Source organism: Massilia sp. TWP1-3-3, from assembly GCF_049897805.1.
Taxonomy (GTDB): domain Bacteria; phylum Pseudomonadota; class Gammaproteobacteria; order Burkholderiales; family Burkholderiaceae_D; genus Telluria_A.
The window spans coordinates 1-2,429 of the sequence record NZ_JAFCWX010000092.1 but is presented as its reverse complement, the minus strand read 5'-3'; the positions used below and the strand labels follow the sequence as shown (position 1 = coordinate 2,429).

The 2,429-nt window shown below is 53.6% G+C and carries 3 protein-coding genes and 1 pseudogene; 2 read left to right on the top strand and 2 right to left on the bottom strand.

The window, feature by feature from the left end:
- Nucleotides 1-38: 38 nt before the first annotated feature.
- A complete protein-coding gene (locus tag ACP7D4_RS27860; RefSeq protein WP_426212677.1) occupies nucleotides 39-434 on the bottom strand; it encodes a hypothetical protein in 396 nt (131 codons plus the stop codon).
- A gap of 283 nt (nucleotides 435-717) precedes the next feature.
- On the opposite strand from ACP7D4_RS27860, the gene ACP7D4_RS27855 reads away from it, so the two are divergent.
- Nucleotides 718-1,239 (top strand): hypothetical protein, encoded by a 522-nt coding sequence (locus tag ACP7D4_RS27855; RefSeq protein WP_426212675.1) that lies wholly within the window; start codon nucleotides 718-720, stop codon nucleotides 1,237-1,239.
- 169 nt (nucleotides 1,240-1,408) lie between these two features.
- On the top strand, nucleotides 1,409-1,936 hold the full coding sequence (locus tag ACP7D4_RS27850) for a hypothetical protein (RefSeq protein ID WP_426212673.1): 528 nt from the start codon (nucleotides 1,409-1,411) through the stop codon (nucleotides 1,934-1,936).
- Nucleotides 1,937-2,041: 105 nt separating this feature from the next.
- Here the strand turns inward: ACP7D4_RS27850 and ACP7D4_RS27845 are convergent.
- A pseudogene (locus tag ACP7D4_RS27845) lies at nucleotides 2,042-2,270 on the bottom strand (IS5/IS1182 family transposase); the annotation flags it as partial.
- Between the last annotated feature and the right edge of the window lie 159 nt (nucleotides 2,271-2,429).

The window sequence follows — 2,429 nt, the reverse complement described above, 5'->3', positions numbered from 1 at the left end:
CCGGAAACGATGTTAGAAATAAAGCACAAGAACGAACCCTAAATTCCACCACAACAACCAAGATCAGGACATAATTTGTTCAAAAAACACACCCGACAAGTAGTCTGACACAGGGGGATAGACGACAAAATTTGGCCATAGGCAGGACTAGCAGAAATGTTCTTGTAAATATCATTTTCCGCGACGGCGCGCCGATCTGCCCGCACATCGCGGAAGGCAGTCACGTCGGCTACTGCCCAGTGGCGCGCGAGATCGGGCGCCAAGTGCTCCGCCTCGTCCTTCGCCCGCAGCCACGACTGCCAGTTTGAAAATAGGATCGAGCGCTGCTCGATCGCGCCCTCCGGCGAAAGGCCGAAGGTGGCTCCAGGCTCGGTAAGCCGCTCATAGACAGCCTGGCGAAATTGTTGCATCAATAGATCGGACTCTGCACTCATCGAATTTTCCTCACCTTCTGAAGGACAATATGAGACTCGAGCTGTCTTATCAGTATCGCAGCCGGTATGGCAAGGGCAACGAACCCTGTAGTAAGGCAAGACTCAAGCCGCGTCTATTTCGTATTATGTATACTATTCAAAATAGACGCGCTTGGGAAGCAGCACGGAACAAGAATTTGACGTATCAGAAAATTCCGCCTACTCTGGGGATGCGCTTGCACTTCAGAAAAATTTCGCCCAGTTTTGGTAAGTCCTTGTTATCATTCACAGGATGAACGTGGACATGAGTAATCAACAACATCAGCCCATCTGCGGAACCGACCTGGAGCGCTGGCGGATCGAGAATGGATTAACGAAAGTAGCTGCAGCAGATGCATTCGGCCTACAGAAAGCAAAGTGGGAGGAGCTGACGAACGCCGAGCAGGCCTCCAAGCAGATCAACGATCCGGTCGTGGCCATGCTGCTCCATCTGTATCAAACATCTCCTGACTCAGCACCCATACAGGTTGCGCCCGACGTTAAGGAGTTTTACGATTTCCTTGGACTGCAAAGCACACCCCAGGACCGTGACAAGTTCGCTACGCTAATCGGAAGGTCGGCACCCTCGGTCTATCGCCTGTTGCTACACGACGGCAAGCCGGGGCGCCCGGTAATTCGCTGGATGGAAGCCGTTCGACGGCTGAAGCTAACGCCAAAGAACAGTCTTCGATTGATGACTGACATAGCTAGCGAGGTTGGCGAACGCCAACACGTGGGGAACGTATTGATTCAGGGCTGGAGCAAACAAGGTGACACCTGTGAGTAATGAAAATAACAATAACTCGCAGCCTCTAATTGAACTGTCGAGCGTATACTTTTACGAGGGTACAGCCCCGCGAGTAATCGCACTACGGGACTGTGGCCTTCCAACGACAAGTCCCGTTCCTGGGGCTTTTTCAGCTTTATATGGATACCAAAGCAAGCAAGAGGGATTCATGGCAGCGCGCGCGTACGCGGACCGCGAGCGCTTGCAATTCACGGTGATAGACTTTCTGGTCGGCCTCGATCACAAGCAAAATCCGTTGATGATGAAGCCGGACGATCTCACGCAACACGACTTCATTTCGTTTCAACGCCTGTCGCGAAGCATGATGGACCAACTGCAGGGAATTCTTAAAAAGCGCCTGGAAGACGAGGGGATCGAACCCAACCCGGCAGAGTTGTCCAAGCCGCAATTACTCATCATGCAGCGCCCGGAGCTAATTACTTCGGTGCTTGAGGAGGCCGGCTGGGAGCACATGAAGGTCATCGCGTACCCAGCGAAACTAGCGATCAGCGAAAAGCCGCTCAACGTGGGTACAGTCCCGTTCAGGCACTGGGGTGCAATTCAGGAGGCAACCTGCAGGCTGAATCCGAACATCCGCATCACGCTTGATCCACCTGCAGGCTATGAGAAGAGCTCACCCATGCAGACACAAACGCCAACACCAAACGATCGCGATAAACAGCCGCGAATGAGATAGCAGGGCCACCGCCCCCTACCTCACCGGTCCCCCGCCCTTCCCACCATGCGGAAAGGGCAAGTCGCCATCTGTCGTCAAGAGGAACAGGGAGAATACACCCTTGCCCTTGATGCCTTCGTCAGACAGGCCAGACCACCGCGACGCAACGTACGTGCGCAGCTTGCTCGCCAGTCCGATCAGCGGCGGCCAGCGCCATCCACCTTCGGATAATGCGACTTGATCTGTTCATGCAGTTTCGACAAGGTGTAACCCTGTCGATCTTCGCGAGGAAGCGGTCGCGCCGGGTCAGCTTCTTTTTGGTGGCGTATTCGAGGTCGGAAAAGCTCTTCTGCATAATCCCAAAGCAGACGAAAACGATGAATTGCCCTTACTCTGTGTTGACGCTGACCGAAAATTGACCCACCTACAGGGGGTATGCTGATCGAAAATTGACCCAGGTGTTCTACTGCTCCTGCCCACATTTTGGGCAGGAGAAAAAAAGGTGATCACCATG

Coding starts and splice junctions, on each gene's coding strand:
- ACP7D4_RS27850 (WP_426212673.1), top strand. CDS start 1,409: ATGGCAGCGCGCGCGTACGCGGACCGCGAGCGCTTGCAATTCACGGTG.
- ACP7D4_RS27855 (WP_426212675.1), top strand. CDS start 718: ATGAGTAATCAACAACATCAGCCCATCTGCGGAACCGACCTGGAGCGC.
- ACP7D4_RS27860 (WP_426212677.1), bottom strand. CDS start 434: ATGAGTGCAGAGTCCGATCTATTGATGCAACAATTTCGCCAGGCTGTC.